Source organism: Bacillus sp. FJAT-27251 (genome assembly GCF_001273925.1).
Lineage (GTDB): Bacteria > Bacillota > Bacilli > Bacillales > Cytobacillaceae > Mesobacillus_B.
The window spans coordinates 1,251,364-1,267,893 of the sequence record NZ_LIGG01000001.1; the positions used below are offsets into that span (position 1 = coordinate 1,251,364).

At 45.7% G+C, this 16,530-nt stretch carries 20 protein-coding genes; 15 read left to right on the top strand and 5 right to left on the bottom strand.

All coding sequences use genetic code 11. The features are described from left to right. The first annotated feature begins 22 nt into the window (after positions 1-22). The 10 genes from rpsK (at position 23) to ADU22_RS05945 (ending at position 7,928) form a co-directional block, all read left to right on the top strand. Positions 23-412: a 30S ribosomal protein S11 gene (gene rpsK / locus ADU22_RS05895; RefSeq protein ID WP_053361332.1), complete on the top strand. Its 390-nt coding sequence runs from the start codon at positions 23-25 to the stop codon at positions 410-412. 162 nt (positions 413-574) lie between these two features. Next, the gene (locus ADU22_RS05900; protein WP_053361333.1) at positions 575-1,519 is read left to right on the top strand and encodes a DNA-directed RNA polymerase subunit alpha; all 945 of its coding nucleotides are present in this window, start codon (positions 575-577) and stop codon (positions 1,517-1,519) included. Positions 1,520-1,594: 75 nt separating this feature from the next. After that, positions 1,595-1,957 (top strand): 50S ribosomal protein L17, encoded by a 363-nt coding sequence (gene rplQ / locus ADU22_RS05905; protein WP_046524790.1) that lies wholly within the window; start codon positions 1,595-1,597, stop codon positions 1,955-1,957. A gap of 691 nt (positions 1,958-2,648) precedes the next feature. After that, positions 2,649-3,488, top strand: a complete 840-nt coding sequence (locus tag ADU22_RS05910) for an energy-coupling factor ABC transporter ATP-binding protein (RefSeq protein ID WP_053361334.1) — start codon at positions 2,649-2,651, stop codon at positions 3,486-3,488. After that, positions 3,464-4,333, top strand: a complete 870-nt coding sequence (locus ADU22_RS05915) for an energy-coupling factor ABC transporter ATP-binding protein (RefSeq protein WP_053361335.1) — start codon at positions 3,464-3,466, stop codon at positions 4,331-4,333. Before ADU22_RS05910 ends, ADU22_RS05915 begins: the two co-directional genes overlap by 25 nt. Beyond that, positions 4,330-5,127, top strand: coding sequence for an energy-coupling factor transporter transmembrane component T family protein (locus tag ADU22_RS05920; RefSeq protein WP_053361336.1), 798 nt, complete (start codon positions 4,330-4,332; stop codon positions 5,125-5,127). Before ADU22_RS05915 ends, ADU22_RS05920 begins: the two co-directional genes overlap by 4 nt. A gap of 11 nt (positions 5,128-5,138) precedes the next feature. After that, complete coding sequence (truA, locus tag ADU22_RS05925) at positions 5,139-5,873, top strand: tRNA pseudouridine(38-40) synthase TruA (protein ID WP_053361337.1); 735 nt, start codon at positions 5,139-5,141, stop codon at positions 5,871-5,873. Between the two features lie 179 nt (positions 5,874-6,052). After that, positions 6,053-6,490 carry a 50S ribosomal protein L13 gene (gene rplM / locus ADU22_RS05930; RefSeq protein ID WP_046524795.1) on the top strand — a complete coding sequence of 146 codons (438 nt, stop codon included), beginning with the start codon at positions 6,053-6,055 and terminating at the stop codon, positions 6,488-6,490. Between the two features lie 20 nt (positions 6,491-6,510). Next, positions 6,511-6,903 carry a 30S ribosomal protein S9 gene (rpsI, locus tag ADU22_RS05935; protein WP_053361338.1) on the top strand — a complete coding sequence of 131 codons (393 nt, stop codon included), beginning with the start codon at positions 6,511-6,513 and terminating at the stop codon, positions 6,901-6,903. Between the two features lie 479 nt (positions 6,904-7,382). Continuing rightward, positions 7,383-7,928, top strand: a complete 546-nt coding sequence (locus tag ADU22_RS05945) for a histidine phosphatase family protein (RefSeq protein WP_053361340.1) — start codon at positions 7,383-7,385, stop codon at positions 7,926-7,928. Between the two features lie 101 nt (positions 7,929-8,029). Here the strand turns inward: ADU22_RS05945 and ADU22_RS05950 are convergent, their stop codons facing one another. From ADU22_RS05950 to ADU22_RS05960, 3 genes are read right to left on the bottom strand one after another with little or no spacing between them, the layout of a single operon-like run. Then, positions 8,030-9,325 carry a TRAP transporter large permease gene (locus tag ADU22_RS05950; protein WP_053361341.1) on the bottom strand — a complete coding sequence of 432 codons (1,296 nt, stop codon included), beginning with the start codon at positions 9,323-9,325 and terminating at the stop codon, positions 8,030-8,032. Continuing rightward, positions 9,325-9,813, bottom strand: coding sequence for a TRAP transporter small permease (locus tag ADU22_RS05955; protein ID WP_053361342.1), 489 nt, complete (start codon positions 9,811-9,813; stop codon positions 9,325-9,327). The genes ADU22_RS05950 and ADU22_RS05955 overlap by 1 nt, the downstream gene beginning before the upstream one ends. Then, a complete protein-coding gene (locus tag ADU22_RS05960; protein ID WP_053361343.1) occupies positions 9,806-10,801 on the bottom strand; it encodes a TRAP transporter substrate-binding protein in 996 nt (331 codons plus the stop codon). Before ADU22_RS05960 ends, ADU22_RS05955 begins: the two co-directional genes overlap by 8 nt. 323 nt (positions 10,802-11,124) lie before the next feature. Between ADU22_RS05960 and ADU22_RS05965 the strand changes: the two genes are divergently transcribed. The 3 genes from ADU22_RS05965 (at position 11,125) to salA (ending at position 13,568) form a co-directional block, all read left to right on the top strand. Further along, on the top strand, positions 11,125-11,568 hold the full coding sequence (locus ADU22_RS05965) for a YbaK family protein (RefSeq protein WP_053361344.1): 444 nt from the start codon (positions 11,125-11,127) through the stop codon (positions 11,566-11,568). 77 nt (positions 11,569-11,645) lie between these two features. Next, positions 11,646-12,359, top strand: a complete 714-nt coding sequence (cwlD, locus tag ADU22_RS05970) for an N-acetylmuramoyl-L-alanine amidase CwlD (protein WP_053361345.1) — start codon at positions 11,646-11,648, stop codon at positions 12,357-12,359. A 150-nt stretch (positions 12,360-12,509) separates the two neighbouring features. After that, positions 12,510-13,568, top strand: coding sequence for an iron-sulfur carrier protein/transcriptional regulator SalA (salA, locus tag ADU22_RS05975; protein ID WP_053361346.1), 1,059 nt, complete (start codon positions 12,510-12,512; stop codon positions 13,566-13,568). Positions 13,569-13,633: 65 nt separating this feature from the next. Here salA and gerD read toward each other — a convergent pair whose 3' ends face one another. Continuing rightward, entirely contained in the window at positions 13,634-14,209 is a 576-nt protein-coding gene (gene gerD, locus ADU22_RS05980) for a spore germination lipoprotein GerD (protein ID WP_053361347.1), read from the bottom strand. A gap of 145 nt (positions 14,210-14,354) precedes the next feature. Here gerD and ADU22_RS05985 point away from each other — a divergent pair, with 145 nt between their 5' ends. Continuing rightward, positions 14,355-15,029, top strand: coding sequence for a KinB-signaling pathway activation protein (locus tag ADU22_RS05985; RefSeq protein ID WP_053361348.1), 675 nt, complete (start codon positions 14,355-14,357; stop codon positions 15,027-15,029). A gap of 37 nt (positions 15,030-15,066) precedes the next feature. Here the strand turns inward: ADU22_RS05985 and pdaB are convergent, their stop codons facing one another. Then, a complete protein-coding gene (pdaB, locus tag ADU22_RS05990; RefSeq protein WP_053361349.1) occupies positions 15,067-15,819 on the bottom strand; it encodes a polysaccharide deacetylase family sporulation protein PdaB in 753 nt (250 codons plus the stop codon). Between the two features lie 131 nt (positions 15,820-15,950). Here pdaB and ADU22_RS05995 point away from each other — a divergent pair, with 131 nt between their 5' ends. Continuing rightward, positions 15,951-16,184, top strand: a complete 234-nt coding sequence (locus ADU22_RS05995; protein WP_053361350.1) for a hypothetical protein — start codon at positions 15,951-15,953, stop codon at positions 16,182-16,184. The last annotated feature ends 346 nt before the right edge of the window (positions 16,185-16,530 follow it).

A 16,530-nucleotide genomic window follows, 5' to 3' on the forward strand; every position in this document is an offset into this window, starting at 1 on the left:
CGTAAAGGAGGTAAATAAATCAATGGCTCGTAAAACTAATACTCGCAAACGTCGTGTCAAAAAGAATATTGAGGCAGGAGTTGCGCATATTCGTTCAACTTTCAATAATACTATCGTAACAATCACTGATGTACATGGAAATGCAATTTCCTGGTCAAGTGCAGGTGCGCTTGGATTCAAGGGATCCMGCAAATCCACTCCATTCGCTGCGCAAATGGCAGCTGAAACAGCAGCTAAAACATCAATGGAACATGGTATGAAAACTCTTGAAGTTACTGTAAAAGGACCAGGTGCAGGCCGTGAAGCTGCAATCCGTGCCCTTCAAGCTGCCGGTCTTGAAGTTACAGCGATCAAAGATGTTACTCCAGTTCCTCATAACGGCTGCCGCCCACCAAAACGTCGCCGTGTTTAATTTTTCTGTATAGATTTTGTATCGCTGTCTATAATGGGATATGATACAAAAAAAATATACAGAAATTGTCCAGTTGTTGTGCGCATACGGGAACGTATACATGGGGACTTTCGGCAAGGAAAGCCTGCCGGGGTTTCGACGTTTTGAAGGAGGGTATATTTGATGATCGAAATAGAAAAACCAAAAATCGAAACGGTTGAGATCAGCGATGATGCCAAATACGGCAAGTTTGTCGTAGAACCGCTTGAGCGTGGATATGGTACAACTTTGGGTAACTCCTTACGTCGTATCCTATTATCCTCACTCCCAGGTGCCGCTGTTACTTCCATTCAAATTGACGGAGTGCTTCATGAATTCTCGACAATCGAAGGTGTCGTTGAAGATGTGACATCCATCATTTTGAATGTTAAAAAGCTGGCGTTAAAGATCTACTCTGATGAAGAGAAAACACTCGAAATCGATCTGCAGGGTGAAGGAGCTGTCAAAGCTTCCGATATTACACATGACAGTGATGTCGAGATTCTGAATCCCGACCTTCATATCGCTACTCTTTCAAGCAAAGGCTCACTTCGCATGCGCCTGACTGCAAGAAGAGGCCGTGGGTATTCACCTGCCGACCAGAATAAACGAGAAGATCAACCGATTGGGGTTATCCCTATCGACTCCATTTATACTCCGGTATCACGTGTCTCCTATCAGGTTGAAAATACCCGTGTGGGACAAATGACCAATTATGACAAGCTTACATTTGACGTTTGGACAGATGGAAGCAATGGCCCTAAAGAAGCGGTAGCTCTTGGCGCCAAAATCCTTACTGAGCATTTGAATATCTTTGTCGGCCTGACAGATGAAGCTCAAAATGCTGAAATCATGGTGGAAAAAGAAGAAGATCAAAAAGAAAAAGTTCTTGAAATGACCATTGAAGAACTGGATCTTTCTGTTCGTTCCTATAACTGCCTAAAGCGTGCCGGAATCAATACCGTCCAGGAGCTTGCCCACAAGACGGAAGAAGACATGATGAAGGTTCGCAACCTAGGAAGAAAATCACTTGAAGAAGTAAAGGCAAAACTAGAGGAGCTAGGCTTAGGCTTACGTAAAGATGACTAGTTAATTGCGATTAACTAGGCATTTTGCTGTTACACAGCTGAAGCTTCCAGAATTCAACAAAGGAGGGAAACACTCATGGGATACAGAAAGTTAGGACGTACAAGTTCCCAGCGTAAAGCTATGCTTCGTGACTTGACAACTGATCTAATCATCAATGAGCGTATCGAAACAACTGAAACACGTGCGAAGGAGCTTCGTTCTGTTGTTGAAAAAATGATCACTCTTGGAAAGCGCGGTGACCTGCATGCCCGCCGTCAAGCGGCTGCTTTTGTCCGCAATGAAGTGGCAAACGCAGAGAACAACCAGGACGCTGTTCAGAAGCTTTTCGCTGACATCGCTCCACGCTATGCTGAGCGCCAAGGTGGATACACTCGCATCATGAAGCTTGGACCACGCCGCGGTGACGGTGCGCCAATGGTAATCATCGAGTTAGTTTAATAACTTAAACACTCACAACAAGGGCGATGGACAGTTTGTACAAACTTGTTTCATTGCCCTTTTTTTAAAAGAATAATCGAGAAACAAGCCAAAAAGAGCGTTACGATGAGCATGCCCAGAAAGAGAAAGGTGGAGCTGGTAAAGAAAGACAACAAGTATTAACTGCTTCCAGCGCTTGTCGGGCCTGTACAGGCGCCTCCGCTTTTCATTTGTCTAGCTGCAGCGCCTAGTCCCTCGAGTCGCTTCGGTCCAGCTGTTGAAGTCAAAGAACGACTTCATCAGCTGGCCCTCCAGCGCTTGTCGGGCCTGTACAGGCGCCTCCGCTTTTCATTTGTCTAGCTGCAGCGCCTAGTCCCTCGAGTCGCTTCGGTCCAACTGTTGAAGTCAAAGAACGACTTCATCAGCTGGCCCTCCAGCGCTTGTCGGGCCTGTACAGGCGCCTCCGCTTTTCTTGTATGACTCGTCTAGCTCATGCACCTCCTCCCCATCCACTCTTGGATGTCAGTGCTCTACGCGGAAACCGCTTTTCCGCCTGGGTCGAGGTGCAGGCTTTTTTTGTATATAAAACTTTTATTGGAACTATTTCGTTTGCTGCTTTTAACAGAGAAACCTTGTATGGAAACCTTCACTAAAGAAACGGTTTCCAGGAGGATAGTATAGACAGAGAAGGATAGTTGAGAGGAGGACAAACATGAAGGAACCTCTTGTTTCTTTATCGGATGTAAGCTTTCAATATGATTCACAAGAACGGCCTGCCCTGAATGGCATAAATCTGGAGGTTCATGAAGGGGAATGGCTTGCCATTGTGGGCCATAACGGTTCTGGTAAATCAACGCTTGCCAGGCTGCTGAATGGGCTTCATTACCCTAAAGAAGGGACCATTACCATTTCAGGCATTCAATTAACGGAAGAGACAGTCTGGGACGTGCGCCGTAAAATAGGCATGGTATTCCAAAACCCCGACAACCAGTTTGTAGGCACTACCGTCCAGGATGATGTGGCTTTTGGTCTGGAAAACAACGGCATTCCTCCGGATGTAATGGCCGAGCGCGTTGTCGATGCCCTGAACAAAGTGAATATGGCTTCTTTTCTCGATCAAGAACCGCATCATCTATCGGGAGGGCAAAAGCAGCGGGTAGCCATTGCTGGTGTTATTGCATTAAGGCCTGGTATCATCATCCTTGATGAGGCTACTTCCATGCTTGATCCCCGTGGACGGGAGGAAGTCATTGATACGATGATGAAACTGCAGGACCAAGAGAAAATTACGGTCATTTCGATTACGCATGATCTCGAGGAAGCTGCAAAGGCTGACAGGATCATTGTTATGAATAAAGGCGAAGTATATCGGGAAGGTACTCCTGAAGAAATCTTCCAGATGGATGAAGAGCTTGTCGAGCTTGGTCTGGACATTCCTTTCCCTGTTAAAATCAGCAAGCAGCTTCGGGAAAAGGGTCTCAACCTTTCCAGGCATTATCTTACAGAAGAAGAGTTGGTGGCAGAATTATGGACATCTCACTCCAAAATGTAGAATACCGGTATTCAGTCGGCACACCGTTTGAGCACCTCGCCATAACCGATGTCTCCATCGATATTCCTTCGGGCAGCTATATGGCCATCATCGGTCATACTGGCTCTGGAAAGTCCACTGTCCTTCAGCATCTTAATGCCTTGTTAAAACCAACAAAGGGAACAGTTCTGATTGGCAGCAGAGAAATTAAAGCGGGACGGAAAGAAAAAAACTTGAAGGGTGTACGGAAAAAAGTAGGAATTGTATTCCAGTTTCCGGAACATCAGCTTTTTGAAGAAACAGTAGAGAAGGATATTTGCTTTGGGCCGATGAACTTCGGCGTTTCCGAAGAAGAAGCGAAAAGACGGGCAAGGGCAGCCATTGTCCAGGTTGGCTTGTCAGAGGATATTCTTGAGAAGTCACCATTTGACCTGTCGGGAGGGCAAATGCGCCGGGTGGCGATTGCCGGGGTACTGGCAATGGATCCTGAATGCATTGTCCTGGACGAGCCTACAGCAGGCCTGGATCCGCGCGGCCGTAAGGAAATAATGGATTTGTTTTACCGCCTGCACCAGGAGCGCGGCTTGTCGACGGTTCTTGTGACTCACAGCATGGAAGACGCCGCCCGGTATGCTGATGAGATTGTGATCATGCATAAGGGGAAGGTTCGGAAAAAGGGTACGCCAAAGGAAATTTTCTCTGTTCCTGCAGAGCTCCTGGAATTGGGCCTGGATGTTCCGGAGGTTGTGCGTTTTCAAATGAAATTGGAACAGGCCTTTAGTACAAAATTTGAAAAGGTCTGTCTGTCGCAGGATGAACTGACCGATATGGTGGCTTCCTATCTGACCGGGAGGGGAAGCTTATGATGGAAAAAATGATTATCGGCCGCTATGTCCCGGCTGAATCAGTCCTGCACCGGATGGATCCCCGTTCGAAGCTTATTATCGTCTTTTTATTTGTTGCTGTTGTTTTTCTTGCCAATAATCTTTGGACTTATCTTATTTTACTGGGATATACCCTTCTCATGGCTGCGCTATCCAGAATTCCTGCCAGGTTTCTGATTGCTGGCCTTAAGCCGGTGCTTTTCCTGGTTTTGTTCACTTTCTTTCTGCACCTGTTTTTGACAAAGGAAGGCGAAGTGATTTTGGAAATAGGGTGGCTGGCCATCTATGAGGAAGGAATCCGGCAGGGGATCTTCATCTCTCTAAGATTCTTCCTGCTGATTTTGATTACGTCTTTATTGACCCTCACAACGACACCAATTGAAATAACAGACGGGCTGGAAATACTGCTGGGGCCCCTTAAGAAGGTGAACTTCCCGGTCCATGAGCTCGCTTTAATGATGTCCATCTCCCTCCGCTTTATCCCCACATTAATGGATGAGACGGATAAAATCATGAAAGCACAGACAGCCAGGGGAGTGGAATACTCCAGCGGCCCGATTAAAGAGCGGATGAAAGCCATTGTGCCGCTGCTAATCCCGTTGTTTATCAGTTCCTTTAAACGCGCCGAGGAATTGGCTGTGGCGATGGAAGCACGAGGCTACAAAGGCGGGGAAGGACGGACCAAGTACAGGCAGCTCCAATGGAAAAGCACAGACACAATGATGATCCTGCTTCTTTTAGCCGTGACAGCGCTGTTGATTGTATTTAGAGGATAAGAGGGATGGCAATGAGAATAAAATGTACAGTGTCCTATGACGGAACTGCCTATTCAGGCTTTCAGGTCCAGCCGGAGAAAAGGACGGTGCAGAGCGAAATAGAGGCGGCACTTGCCAAACTGCATAAAGGTGTACGCATCAAAATCACTGGTTCCGGCCGTACGGATGCCGGTGTCCATGCCAAGGGGCAAGTCATCCACTTTGACACCCCTCTGAACCTGCCGGAAGAGAAGTGGCCTGTGGCCCTCAATTCCCTGCTTCCAGGCGACATTGCCGTTCTCAAGGCTGAAAAGGCTGAATCGGGCTTCCACGCCCGCTATGACGCAATAGGGAAGGAATATCGTTATTATATCCTGCGTTCCAGGCAGCGGGACCCATTCCTGCGCAGCCATGCCTACCAATATTCCTTTCCTTTGGATATTGGCAGAATGAGAGAAGGTGCCGGGTACCTGCTTGGCACGCATGATTTTACCAGTTTCTGCGCAGCCAAAACGGAAGTGGAAGACAAAGTGAGAACACTGACTGCCGTCGAATTTTTGGAGGAGGGCAGCCTTCTGGTTATCCGCTTTGCCGGCAATGGTTTTCTGTATAATATGGTTCGCATCCTCACAGGCACGCTCCTCGAAACAGGCCGGGGGGATAGAGAGCCTAAAGAGCTCCGGGAGATTCTTGCAAAAAAGGACAGGACTGCCGCAGGGAAAACGGCACCTGGGCATGGATTGTATCTTTGGGAAGTCTTTTACTAGTTTTTACAAAAAAAAAATCATGACAACTAATCCTGGTGTTGACAAAAACAGGGTAGTGATATATTATATTTTAGGTATGTATTTTAACCCCACGATAAGCCCCGGAAAGTCTTATCAGTGTTAAATATATCGAAACGAACGACGTAATTTGATCTATGAATTAATTAGGAGGGACACTCATGCGTTCAACTTTTATGGCTAATGCCAAAAATATCGAGCGTAAATGGTACGTAGTAGATGCGGAAGGCCAAACTCTTGGTCGTCTTGCAAGCGAAGTTGCATCCATCTTACGCGGTAAACATAAACCAACTTACACTCCACACGTGGACACTGGTGACCATGTCATCATCATCAATGCTTCTAAAATCCAATTGACTGGTAATAAATTGAATGACAAAATTTACTACCGTCACACTATGCACCCAGGTGGTTTGAAGCAGAGAACGGCTCTTGAAATGCGTACAAACTACCCTGAAAAAATGCTTGAGCTAGCGATTAAAGGAATGCTTCCAAAGAACTCCCTAGGTCGTCAAATGTTCAAGAAGCTGCATGTATACGCAGGCGCAGAACATCAGCAGCAAGCACAAAAACCAGAAGTTTACGAACTTCGCGGATAATTATTAAGGAGGTTATTTACTTGGCACAGGTTCAATATATCGGTACTGGTCGTCGTAAGAGCTCCGTTGCACGAGTTCGCTTAGTACCTGGCGACGGCAAAATCATCGTTAATGGTCGTGAAATTGAAGATTATATCCCATTCGCAGCTTTACGTGAGGTTGTTAAGCAGCCGCTAGTAGCAACTGAAACTCTTGGCGCTTATGACGTTGTTGTGAACGTAAACGGCGGCGGCTACACTGGCCAAGCTGGCGCAATCCGCCACGGCATCGCTCGTGCATTGCTTCAAGCTGATCCAGAATTCCGTCCATCCCTTAAGAGTGCAGGACTACTGACTCGTGACGCACGTATGAAAGAGCGTAAGAAATACGGTCTTAAAGGTGCTCGTCGTGCTCCTCAGTTCTCCAAGCGTTAATTTTTGGAGCTGCAAAGGCTCCCAGCCATTTGGCTGGGGGTCTTTTTTGTGTTTCAGGAAAAATTATATTGATGCCCATAGAGTACACCGAGAGTGGCTGTCAGTGCCGGAAATGAACGGCAGCGCAGAAAAAAGGGTACTGAGAGCCGGCATCAGAGCCCAAAATTTCCAGCAGCCCAGGAAAAATGGTACTGAGAGCCGGTGTCAGAGCCGAAAATGAGAGGAAATCCAGAGGAAAGGGTACTGAGGGTCAGTGCCAGAGCCATAAAAATGCACCGGCACCGTTGATTCGGGCAAGCCTTCCGTATTGGAATAGACCGCAGTTCGAACAGAAATCACTGCTTTTCGATTTCTCCGCAGCCTCTCCAGTTCTTCTTGTTGGAAAAGAACTCTTCTGTAAAAAAGGAATTGGCTCCCTCATGGCAGAAGAAAGTAATACGATTTTAAATATCATTTTCTAGCCAGTTGGAGGAAAGTACATGAAGACAATTTATCTAATCCGCCATTGCGAAGCCGAGGGACAGCCTCCGGAAGCACAGGTTACCGAAAAAGGGAGGGTACAGGCTGAACAGCTAGCCAAGTTCTTTTCGAAAATGAAGATTGACCGGATCCTTTCCAGCCCCTTTCAAAGGGCGGCCGATTCCATAAAGCCTCTGGCAAAACAGCTTGGCATAGAGATTGAGCTTGACTGCAGGCTGGAGGAAAGAACCTTGAGCAGTAATCATCTCGGGAATTGGCTTGATGCATTAAGGAAGACATTTGACGATCACGATTTGAAACTGGAAGGAGGGGAGTCCAGCCGTGAGGCATCCAGCCGGATTAGGGCAGTGGTGGAGGAAGTGCTGCTTTCAGAAGCCAGGGCGTCTATTATCGTTACCCATGGAAATTTATTGTCCCTGCTGTTAAGGAATTACAACCCTGATTTTGGGTTTGACCAGTGGCAAAAGCTAAGCAATCCTGATGTCTTTATGTTGAAGCATAATGGGAATAAGGCTTCCGTTGCCCGCCTGTGGGAAGAAGCATAGAGCGGGCCAAAAGATAAAAACCCTCTGCAACTGCAGAGGGTTTAAGCTTTCTTTTAGCGCAGTATTGAACTTGATTCCTGGCAAATAATCACATGGCCTTCCTACAAGCCAAACAAATTCGGCAGGAACAAGGAAAGCTGCGGAATGAAAGCCACGAACAGGAGAACTACAATCACAGCCGCGAAGTAAGGCAGCAGCGTTTTGATCACATGCTCGATCCTGACGTTGGCGACACTGCAGCCAACGAATAATGCACTTCCTACAGGCGGTGTCATGTTGCCAATGCATAACGCGAAGCAAAGAATCATGCCGAAGTGGACAGGGTCCATGCCAAAGTCTTGTGAGATTGGCAGGAAAATCGGCGTAAAGATCAGGACTGCCGGCGTGATATCCATGAAGGTTCCTACCAACAGAAGGATGAAAATCATGATCAGTATGATTCCAAGCTGATTCTCGGTAATCGACAATAACGCATTGCTGATTGCTTCAGGCAAGCCCATATAGGACATCACAAGCGAAAATAAGGCAGATGCGGTAATGAGGAATAGTATCATCCCGGTGATTTCAATCGTTTCTTTAAAGATGCCGGGGATATCCTTCCATTTTATGCTCTTATATACCATTGACAATACAGCCGAGTAGATCACCGCCACCGCGGCGCCTTCTGTTGCTGTAAAGATTCCCGCGACAATTCCGCCAATGACAATCAGAATCAATAACAGACTTGGAATCGCACTAAGAATAACATAGAGAATATCCTTGAAACTCGGTAATGGTGAAACAGGATAGTTTTGTTTCTTAGCCATGAAAAACGCAACAACCATCACCGCCAAGCCCCATAAAATACCGGGGATATAGCCGGCCATGAATAAGGCTGCCACAGAAGTACCGCCACTTACCAATGAATAAACAATCAGAACGGAGCTTGGAGGGATAATCAGCCCGGTTGGAGCGGAAGCGATATTTACCGCCGCAGAATAGTTTCTGTCATAACCTTGATTTAGCTGCATAGGGAGCATGATGCGTCCCATTGCTGCAGCGGAGGCGACACTTGAGCCGGCAATCGAACCAAACAGCATATTACCTACTGCATTAGTATGCGCCAGGGCTCCAGGCATTTTACCTACGAGCACCTTGGCGAAGTTTACAAGTCTAAAGGCGATCCCGCCATTATTCATGATGATTCCTGAAAGGACAAACAATGGAATGGCCAGCATCGTAAAATTATCAATTCCAGTCACCATCCTTTGGGCAGACGTCAAAATGGCAACGTCAAAAGGCAATACAAACAGGAATGTGATGACAGAGCTCAGGATAATGGCGATGGCGATCGGAGCACCAAAGACCAAGAGAAAAAAGAAGGAGGCAAAAAGAATAATCCCAGCAACAGTTTCCATTATAAAATCACCTCTCTATCCTCTTTAGGCTTTTTGTACGACAACAGGCTATGGATGGTATAAAGGATGATGCATATACCGCTCACCGGCAAAGCAGCGTAAACGAATCCCATCGATATGCCGGTAGCAGCTGCGGTCTGGGCAGCGGTAAGCATGACGATCCGAATCCCGCCAAACACCATTAGCGCAGCAACTGTCACCAGGACGATAACATCTGTTGCTTTTTCAATTAAAAGCTGTGTTTTCGGATTGAATTTTTCCCTGAAAAATAAGATGCCAATATGTTTTTTGGCCCCAAATACATAGGCGGCTGTCATAAGTCCGAACCAAATAAGCATATATCTCGTTAACTCCTCGGTACCGGGAGAGGAAATGTTAAAAACATATCTCGAGAGTACCTGCCAGGTTGACAGCACAACCATGGACACCAATAACAAGGTGGAAAAGGAAATCAATATCTTATCAAGAATGTCTTTTACCTTACTCATTCCCATCAGCCCCCTTTATCAACTGATAAATATCCTTTGTTCTTTCATCTTTCCTATATTCTTCGTGAAGAGGCTGAACCGCTTCCATAAAGGAGGTCTTGTCTACTTCAATAAATTGGACTCCCATTTCGTTTTTTGCTGTCTGCGTCATTTCCTCAATTGTTTTCGTCCAAACATCTTCATGATAGAGGGTTGATTCTGCTGCTGCTTCCTGGATGATCTTCTTTTCTTCATCGGTGAATTGATTGAACCTCTTGGCATTCATCACGAGCATGTCAGGCACAATCTGGTGACCGGTGTACATATAATACTTGGCTACTTCCCCATGTCTGTTGCCAACCAGGGAGGTTTCATTGTTTTCGGCTGCGTCAATGACCCCGGATTGGAGGGCTGTGTATACTTCTCCATATGCCATTGGAGTAGGCAGGCCGCCGAAAGCTTCAATCATGTTTACACTCGTTTGGCTGGGCTGGACCCTCGTTTTAAGCCCTCTCATGTCCGTGACATCCTGTACTTCACGGTCTTTTGTATATAGGTGGCGGGTACCTGCATTGTAATAAGTCAGTCCGATAAATCCAATTTCTTCGGTCTGGTAATAAAGATGGTCTGTTACGTTCTTATCATTCATTTTCTTCTCGAATTCTTCGTAGTCCTCAAAAGTATACGGCAAGCTGAAAATGGAGTAATCCGGCTCAAAGCCTTCAAGGGCGCTGGCGCTAGCCTTTGCGATATCCACAGCCCCTGATTGGGTAAGCTCCAGCACTTCCCGTTCGCTTCCCAATTGTCCGTTTGCGTAGATCTTAACCTTTATTTTATTGTCCGACTTTTCCTCGACCAGCCGGCCGAATTCCACGAGAGATAAATGTACTGGGTGGTCCAGGGTCTGATTATGGGCAAGTTTTAGCTGTGTCCCCTCAGCTTGACCTTGGCATCCTGCCAGAAACAGTATGGCCAAGGCAGCAGTAAAAACCAAATAGACAGTTCTCATCTTCATTCCTCCTATAAAAAGTAGTCTGCACAATCAGCAGGTCATGTATTTAGGGTCCAATTCATCTTGGAATAACCATCTTCCATTTGCGTCCTATATGAAAGGCACTCCTTTAAGCGGTTACATAAAAGATAGTATAAATTAAAAGGTTTGTTTAGTAAACAAATAAAAATGAAATTAGCGGGAAGCAGGAATTGAGATGCAAAAAGAAAATAATGCGTTTGAATTGGCTTTTTATTTTAAAACTGGTAATACAATCCCCCTTAAAAGCTGCATTACGGAGGCAGCCTGGTATTACACTAATTCCAAGGGGTGAATATTCAGTGACTGTCGTAACAACTTTTATTGAGAAAAAGAGGGAAAAGCAGATCAAGTATGAACGCTCATTGCTGCGAGAGCTTTCAATACAGAGTCTCCAGCGCCGGGTCAAGGAATGTTTTGGTTCATCAAGGTTTGCAACCGGGCTGGTGATGAATTCAGGAATAGAGGAAGCATGTTTTGATGTGGCGATCGAAGCGTATTTGCTGGGCGGCCGATACAGCCGGTTTGGTTATTATGGAGAAACCGTCGAAATGGCAAAAGAGCGCTGCCACACTGAGGAACGGCACCTCATTGATACATTGTTCAATTTCTTCCTTTTCTGGGGAAGGGGAGATGAAGGGATTGTCGGGGAAAATCTGTATTATTTATGTGAGCAATATGTAGATGGCTGGTGGATGGAAGGCTTCAGAAAAGGTGAAAAAAAGCATAAACTCAGGCAGCATTAAGCCAAAATCTGTTCTAACTTTTCTTCTTGTCCCATATATATTAGCAGGGACAAGTCAGGAAGGATGGATTACGGCGAATGAGAAAAAAACTACAGGTTGTTTTTTTTACAATGGGCCTTATCATGCTTTTTCTAATTCTGCAGTATGACTTTAACAATGAGGATGCGTTAAATTCCTGGAATTTGCCGCTATCGGGAAAGGTAATCCTGATTGATCCGGGACATGGGGGGGTGGATCCGGGAGCAGTCGTATCAGATGCTATCGAAAAAGAAATCTCTTTGAGTGTCTCGCTGAAATTGCGTGATTATCTGCAGGAGCAGGGAGCCCTGGTGATTATGACACGTGAAACGGACATCGACTTGGCCGATAAGGGGCTAAAGGGGTACAGCAAGCGGAAGGTTCAGGATTTAAGCAGACGAGTTGACCTTATCAATACTTCGGAAGCAGACTTTTTTGCCAGTATCCATTTAAACGCAATTCCATCCTCGAAATGGAGCGGAGCACAAACCTTTTATTCCGGCCATTTCAAGGAAAGCAAGCGGGCTGCCAAATTCATTCAGGAGGAACTCCGTGAAAATCTGCAAAATACGGACCGAAAAGAAAAAGTGGCGAAAGACATCTATTTGCTGAAAAATTCCAAAAAACCAGGTGTGCTCGTGGAAATAGGATTTTTGTCCAATCCTGGTGAACGAGTGAATATGCAGAAGGACAAATACCAGGAGCAAATAGCCGCGTCCATTTACCAGGGAATCTTGCGTTATTATACAAATGAGCGGAAAATTTTCAATTGAGGGTCTCGCTGCCCTCTTTTTTTGTTGCCAGTGCTGCGGGAAGGGAGAGCGGCGGATGGAAAACGATTTCAATAGTGTGAGTATTAGCACTTAATCAGGAGTTTAATGTGATATACTTGTACTTGAAGTCATGAACAGGAGGGTTTCGTTATGTTGAATGAAGCACAAGTAAGAGAGCTGATTGGCGGCCTGCAAGAACCGTTTTTACATAAAGCACTTGGAGAATTGGGTGCAATTGAGGAAGTAAAAATCAAAGAAGAAAAAAATCATGTCAGTGTTAAAATCATGATTGCCAAAACCGGTACGGCAGAGCAGCTCCAGCTTCAGACCCAGATTGTCAACCTGTTGAAAGAAGCCGGCGCGGCAACTGTAGGCTTGAGGTTCTCGGAAATCCCAGCGGAAATCCTTGCCCAGCACCGTTCGGAAAGCAGCCAAGAAGGGGACAGCCTGCTGTCGCCAACAAGCGGTACAACGTTCATCGCTATTGCGAGCGGCAAAGGCGGCGTAGGGAAGTCCACCGTCTCTGTCAATCTTGCCGTTTCATTAGCGCGTCTTGGGAAGAAAGTGGGCCTGGTGGATGCGGATATCTACGGCTTCAGTGTACCCGATATGATGGGGATCACCAAGCGTCCGGTCGTTAGAGGGGAAAAGATCATTCCTGTAGAGCGCCATGGTGTGAAAGTCATTTCCATGGGATTCTTTGTTGAAGACAATGCTCCAATCATCTGGCGCGGGCCAATGCTGGGAAAAATGCTGAACAGCTTTTTTAACGAAGTGGAGTGGGGCGAGCTCGATTACTTGCTGCTGGACCTTCCTCCTGGTACAGGAGACGTTGCTCTTGATGTACACTCCATGCTCCCTGCGTGCAAGGAAATCATCGTCACCACACCGCATCCGACAGCGGCATTTGTTGCCGCCCGTGCAGGTGCGATGGCTTTGCGTACAGACCATGAAATTCTCGGAGTCATTGAGAACATGTCATATTTTGAAAGCAGCCTGACAGGAGAAAAAGAGTATGTGTTTGGGCAGGGAGGCGGCGAAAAGCTTGCCGATGAGCTGAATACAGAAGTCCTTGGACGCCTGCCGCTTGGCCAGCCAACCTGGAATGAGGAGGATTTTGCGCCTTCGATTTACCAGGAAGATGACCAGATTGGCGGAATCTACACCAATATCGCCCAGCAGATCATTCATAAGCTGGAAAAAGAATGAATTGAAAAACAGCCTTTCCCTGCAGTTCCGGGAAAGGCTGTTTTATTGTTAACGTATCAGCTGCCTTATTGGCTATTCTCTTTGTCCTGTTTCTTGTTGATATCGGCTGCCGCCTGGATAATCAACTCCTGCAGCTTTGCTTTGAATAGAGGGCTTTCAAACGTTTCGGTTATGACCGCCTGCATATGCTGCCGATATTCATTGCTTCTCATTGCTTCCATAACTTCCTTTTCAAGTTCGGGGTCCTTGAATATTTCAATAAGCATGCTCCGGTATTCAGGATCTTTCATCAAATCCTTGAGGATTTTCTCATGCTCCGTTTTCATGCTTGTTGCAACGCTTTCAGCAAACTTTGGATCCTCAAATGATTTTTTCCAGAATTCAGTGCCTTTTTCCGAAATCAGCGTCCTTTGGATTGTGTCAGACACGACAGCCTGGTCCATGATGAGGTTTTGCTTGATGCCATCGTCCTGCATTAAATCCCTTAGTGCTTTTTTTCCCTCATCTGTTTTCAGAATGTCGACAATCATTTTCTTGGTTTCGTCATAATCCATTTGTTCCCCGCTAGTCTCAACAGGAGCACAACCGGCAATTAGAGCTAATAGCAGCGCGGGGAGAAGTAATCGGATGGATGTAAACATATTCATTCCCCTTTCACAAAGACAACCTTACCCTTAGAATGCGGAAAAACGGTAAATATTATACGGACAGCGGACAATGCCTAGATTTTTCTAATCTTCATTTGGTACAATCAAGAGGTGAAATTTATTATTGGGGGAAAATATAGTGACAAGCAGGAATTGGGTCAGACTATTTATGTCCACCTTGCTTTTAGGAGGATTGACAACAGGAGTTACTGGTTTTATCGTCCGCTGGGATGAATTTGCACCCTTTTTCAGCAACTTCAATCTTGCCGAAATCCTCGCGATTTTATTTTGGCTCCTGGGTGTTGGGTTTATCTTCAGCCTGTTAAGCCAGGCAGGCTTTTTTGCATACTTAACGATACACAGGTTCGGGCTGGGGATCTTTAAAACCGTACGGCTCTGGAATACGGTTCAGGTGATCCTGATTGCATTGGTGCTTTTCGATTTGGTTTATTTCCGGTATGCCGCATTTGCAGAATCGGGCTCAAGCCTCTTGCCGTATCTTGGGCTTGCACTGCTGGTCCTTTTGCCGGCGCTGGCAGTGGCGTATCTGAAATCAAGGCAGACCAACTCCTCCGCTTTTGTTCCCGCGCTCTTTTTTATGGTCGTGGCGACAACCCTTGAGTGGGTTCCCATTTTAAGGGTAAATGAACAAAGCTGGGTGTACCTGATGCTCTTTCCATTAATCGTTTGTAATGCCTATCAGCTGCTAATGCTTCCAAAACTCAACCAGAAGTCACAGGAAGAGCGGCAAAACAAGAAAACTTCAGTTGAAGGGCCAGTGAAAGCCTCACGCAAAAAACCGTCCAATGCCTAGTGGACGGTTTTTTTGCATGTGACCCAGGAGCAGGGCTTCAATTAACTTCCTTCGAGTCCGACTTGCCGTTGGCAATCATTTCCGAGACTGTCACCATCTTCAGGTTTTTCTTTTTAAGCTGATCCAGCACCTGAGGGAGGGACGCAGCCGTTTGCTTTGCTGAATCGGAGGCATGCATAAGAATGATCTCGCCTTTCTTTGCTTTTGAAATGTTATCGACGATTACCTGCACACCAGGATTCGTCCAATCTTTGGAGTCCAGACTCCAATGTACAATCGTGTAGCCGGCTCTCTCGGCTATATTAAGCGAGCGCTTGTCAAAATGCCCTGTTGGGGCTCTGAGAAGTTCAACATCCTTAATATTCAATTTGCGGAAGGCTTCCTGTGCTTTTAGAATATCCTGCCGGATTTTAGCATCCTCCAGCTCGGTGTAATCCTTATAATCATAACCAAGGATCCCGACTTCATATCCTTCCTTTACAATCCTGCTAACAAGCTCTGGGTGCCGCTCCGCCCATGAGCCGGCCAGGAAGAAGGTTGCCGATGAAACATTCTCCTTTTTCAGGACATCCAGTATAGGCTCTGCTTTTTCATCGCCCCATCCGATATTAAAGGTTAGGGCCACATCCTTTTCTCCTTTGTAGACTGCTTTTGGGCCGTCCTCCGATGAAAAGGCCGGAATTTGCACGATATTTTCGACATAAAAGAACCATGCAGTAAAAAATGCAGCAATCATGATAACTAATGCTTGTTTAATTGATTTTCCATTTAATACAACAAAGTAATTCATTCTGCTCACCTCGTCCAAGACTCCTTGTCTAATTTTTATGTGTAAATGAGGAAGATATGATTAAAATTTGTGAATACAAACGGTTCAGGAGTGGTAAATTACAGAAACATAAATGCACAAGGAGTGTTGTTATGCTGGGTTTTCTTATTAGTGAACGGGAAACAAAAGAAATAGAGTATCTCATAAAAAGGGAAATGGACGAAATCCTTTTTGATTTAAGGGATGAGCGAATTGACCACATCGTGAAGCGTTCAATGAAGGAGCGGTACAAAATATTGTTTTCCCTGTTCAAAAGGGTAGCACCGCCTTCGGAATGCATGAAATACATGGCGACGGATAAAAGTACATACCGAAAGTCTTATTGATTTTTGCGTTGTTTAAAAAAATAAATAAAAGTTGTTGACGAAGATCTGTGCAGCTGTTATATTAATAAACGTCGCTGCTGAGCAAGCGGCAAACAAAATAAAAAATGTTGTTGACTTACATGAAGCAACATGATATATTATGAAGGTCGCTTACGAGCGATAATTGCTCTTTGAAAACTAAACAAACAAGCGTCAACAAACAATAATATTCATGACTTCTATATATAGAAGCACATGAGCCAACGTTTTATTTTATGAGCTTACTCATACTCTTTATTGGAGAGTTTGATCCTGGCTCAGGACGAACGCTGGCGGCGTGCCTAATACATGCAAGTCGAGCGGACTT